Here is a 3,615-nt window from a genome sequence, read left to right on the forward strand (position 1 = left end):
TCGCGGCCGGAGCTACCGGATGCGGGCCTACCAGGACCCGCCGCCGGAGGAAGGAGGCGCTGCTATCATTCGCTGACCTGCCCGGGGCTCTGCACTATTCGCGATCAGCTCTCTGCACTTTTGATGATCGCCAACAGCGTCTACATAGATCCGGTTCGTGTTCGCGTTGACCGCTGGGTAATGCGGTGAACCGGGAAGCGGGATCGATGGAAGAACGGAGTTGGAAGACCCATCGATTACTGAGATATCTGCGCCATTCTCATCGGCGACATAGATCCGATTCGTGACGCGGTTCACCGCGATGCCGACTGGCGCGAAGCCGACGGGTACAGTCGCGACTACGATCTGGGCAGCTAGCGGGCTCTGATTGGGCAGGGCGATGGTGGCAGTGACCAATAGCGCGATCAAGGTCCTCAATGGCGCCTGCTTGACGAATTGCATGTGCCTCTCCACATCCGGCCTCGATCGCGCTCAACGTTTTCCGACGCCATCGTACCTTGCCGCCGCCGTCGGCGTGAGCGTCAGTATCGCCAGAACGAAGGGACGACCGGTCCTAGACGGCAAACGGAGAGCGGGCACCGAAGACCTGCCTCCCGTGCGATTTGACGCCCGCGCCGCTCGCTCGGCAAGGCTTGCCGCATTCAAGCGCTCACACAACGGCCCGAACCCGGGCGTCGGCCCTCCCCATCGGAGACTTGCGGCGTCTTTGACGACGGGTGACTCCGTCCTCACCTTCCTCCGCGCTTTCGGCCAGTGTAGCAGGTACCACACGAGCAGTTGCCTCCGGGGGCAACCAGCACGACGGAATGATCGTGATCGATGATCGAGGGGTCAGCCGTCGGCTGATGCAGCCGCCTCGATCTGTTCGCGCGTGGCACGCAGCTGTTGCAGGTGGTTTTGGGCGTGACCCACGATGGTCCGCGCGAACACGTCGCGCACGGTCATGGGGCCGAGGGCTTGGTGATGACCGGTAATGACCATCTCGTTGGGCTTCAAACGATCCAGGAAGGCGAGCGCATGCAGGCGCGCCTCGTCCAGTTGGTTGAGCGCCTCCTCGAGGGTGAGCGCAGGTCCCCCTGCGATCGCCGCCATGCGCTCGGGTGACGCCATGTCGCGGGCAAGCGGCGCCCCGGGGGATGCGATGAGCTGCTCGGCGCGCTTGACGTACGAGTAGTGCATCTCCGCCACATGACCGAGAAGCTCCATCGCGCACCACTCTCCTGGCGCCGGGTGGACGAGGCGGAGCGATTCGGGGAAGGCAAGCGCTTCGTCGCGCAGCTCGGTATGCACGTGGTTGAGGAGCGCAGCCAGTTCGGCCTTATCGGCGGCTAGAGAATCCATGGCGCCCCTTCACTCGCGTGATTGCTCGGCCCTCACGGCTGGCTGACGCCTCTAGTGTAGCGCCACGTGTTAGAGCCCCGGCGAATCGCACACGAGGAGCTGATAGCCGGCGGGGTGGGTCGCAAGTTCGGTAGAGGTTCAGCAAGCCCCTCGGAAGGCGAGCCTCAATAAACGCCGCCACGGGAGCGGGCCGCGTGCTCCGGTGGCTCGGCGCGCCCGGGAGCGTGTAATGCGGCGAGCTACCTGCAGCTTCTTGAGATCGGGATTTACCCGACGGGTAAAGCAGGGAGCTTGCGAGCGCAGTACATCGAGGTCCTGCCCCCGGACGTCATCGCGTTTCCGGACGCAATCCAACAGGCGCACGCCGAGCTTGTCGCTCAGCCATAGGCCGAGCGCCGCTTTGTGCGGGCCCTGATCAGATAGAAGCCTGCCAGCCCTCGATAGATCCTCTCCGCACGCGTGCCCATGGCGTGGTCGTGGTACCAGTGGGACCCGTCAGAAGAGTTCTTCAGCCAGCGCCACGATGATGCCCCCTGGACCCCGCATGGAGCACAGCCGGTACAAGTTCTCGTATTGGGCCACCTCGCCGATCAGCTCGGCGCCGTGGGCGCCCAGGCGAGCGACCGTATCGTCGACGCTTTCCACTGTGAACATGACGCTTCGGAGGCCCAGAGTGTTCGGCGGTGCGACCGCCGGTTCGATCATGCCGAGTTTTGGATTGCGAAACTTCGTCAGCTCAAGCCGCCCGTGCCCGTCTGGCGTCCGCATCATGACGATGTCGACTTGGACACTTTCGAGCTTGTTGACACGGTCCACCCACTCTCCCTCGACCGTCGCCTCACCCTCGCGATCCAAGCCGAGCTCGGAAAAGAACGCGATAGCGGCTGGAAGGTCGTCGACGACGACGCTGACGTGGTCCAATCGCTTGACCGTCATGTCCCCAGTATGGGACAGGCAGAGCGCGACCGTCCAGCTCGGGCGCTCTTGCCGCTAACGGCCCAACCCAGCTGACGGCCGGGCGAGCGCCAAACGACCGTGGGCTGGGGACTCTGCCTGCTGGAAGATGAAGTGCACGGCTGGTGCGCGTTAGGCCCCGCCGTCAAGTCAACGGGCAGCAGCATTCGCAGCTTGCCGTGCGGTGAGCTGTAGTCCGGTAGGGAGGTTTTGCGGAGGGCGTCAGCTACCGGCCGGTCGGAACCCCAACTGATTCGCCTGTCGCATCATGGCCATGGCGTCCGCGGCGCTCACGAGCGGCGTGGTGCGGAAGTTGTGATAACCGCCGCTCGCTGCCACGGCCATGCCCATGGCTCCCGCGATCTTCTCATTCGGAAGCTCGGCGACGGCGAGGAAGTCGTCGGAGCCGAACATGAACCAGAGCCCGACGAGCTTGCCGCCGTTCTTCTCGCACACGGCGCGAATCGCGGCCTCGCGATCTTCCGGGTTCTTGGTCAGTCGAGCCCAGGTCTCCGCCGTGTAGGCGCCCTGAAACGCGTAGTGAGGCATTGTTCCCCCTCCGATCAGCGAATGCGACCCGAGATGGAGGGTAGCGCCGATTCTCGGGCGGGTCAAACGCCGCATGTGCGCCGCGTCGTGTGCACCGACGTGTTGTCCGTCATGGCTGCCGTGGGGGCCCACGGATACACGAGGTTCAGGTCGTGCGCCCCCCAGATATCCGATGGGAACAACGTGGTCGCTGACCAGCGAGCCGCTGGGGATTGCGGCCGACCGCTCGTGGAGGGGCACTGCCAGTGCCACAACAGCCGCATCGTTGGCGAGATCGCCAGTCTCGATGCGCCAATCGGAATGTCAGTATACTGCTCGCCAACGGGTAGATCGATTCCCGTGGGCATGGCGATGGCCGACTAGGAAGAGGAGGTGGGCCATGAGTCTTCTGATCGGAACCAGCGACGGAGTGTTTCTGATCGATCAGCTCGGCGCGCCGCCGAGTGACGGGGCCCTGACAGGCTGCGCTGTGCACGCCCTGCGTCAGGCGAACGGCAGCATCCTCGCCGGTGCATCCGACGGTGTCTACCGGTCCGACGACGCTGGGCGCAGTTGGCGACCCAGCGGCTGCTCCGGGCAGGATGTTTGGGCCATCGCGGCCTCCCCATCCCGACGAGGCCTCGTCTACGTCGGCACGCATCCAGCGGGCCTGGTTAGGAGCACTGACGACGGCCGATCCTGGACTCCAGTCCCGTCGCTCACCGAGGTGCCCGGAGCTGAGCGCTGGTGCCTGCCGAGCGATCCGAACGGGTCGCGGGCGCTCGCCATCGC

6 protein-coding genes are annotated in these 3,615 nt (G+C 64.9%); 1 reads left to right on the top strand and 5 read right to left on the bottom strand.

The features are described from left to right. Positions 1 to 27: 27 nt before the first annotated feature. From VFC51_05825 to VFC51_05845, 5 genes are all read right to left on the bottom strand, one after another. Positions 28 to 441 (bottom strand): hypothetical protein, encoded by a 414-nt coding sequence (locus VFC51_05825; protein HZT06529.1) that lies wholly within the window; start codon positions 439 to 441, stop codon positions 28 to 30. 390 nt (positions 442 to 831) lie between these two features. Further along, positions 832 to 1,341, bottom strand: coding sequence for a DinB family protein (locus tag VFC51_05830; GenBank protein HZT06530.1), 510 nt, complete (start codon positions 1,339 to 1,341; stop codon positions 832 to 834). A gap of 377 nt (positions 1,342 to 1,718) precedes the next feature. Beyond that, positions 1,719 to 1,853: a multicopper oxidase domain-containing protein gene (locus tag VFC51_05835; GenBank protein ID HZT06531.1), complete on the bottom strand. Its 135-nt coding sequence runs from the start codon at positions 1,851 to 1,853 to the stop codon at positions 1,719 to 1,721. Next, complete coding sequence (locus VFC51_05840) at positions 1,837 to 2,277, bottom strand: VOC family protein (GenBank protein ID HZT06532.1); 441 nt, start codon at positions 2,275 to 2,277, stop codon at positions 1,837 to 1,839. The genes VFC51_05835 and VFC51_05840 overlap by 17 nt, the downstream gene beginning before the upstream one ends. A gap of 240 nt (positions 2,278 to 2,517) precedes the next feature. After that, entirely contained in the window at positions 2,518 to 2,844 is a 327-nt protein-coding gene (locus tag VFC51_05845) for a GYD domain-containing protein (GenBank protein ID HZT06533.1), read from the bottom strand. Between the two features lie 379 nt (positions 2,845 to 3,223). Between VFC51_05845 and VFC51_05850 the strand changes: the two genes are divergently transcribed. Beyond that, the coding region (locus VFC51_05850; protein HZT06534.1) for a hypothetical protein at positions 3,224 to 3,615 on the top strand (392 nt) is incomplete at its 3' end.

The sequence above is a fragment of the Chloroflexota bacterium genome (assembly GCA_035652535.1).
In the GTDB taxonomy this organism is placed as follows: Bacteria; Chloroflexota; UBA6077; order UBA6077; family SHYK01; genus DASRDP01.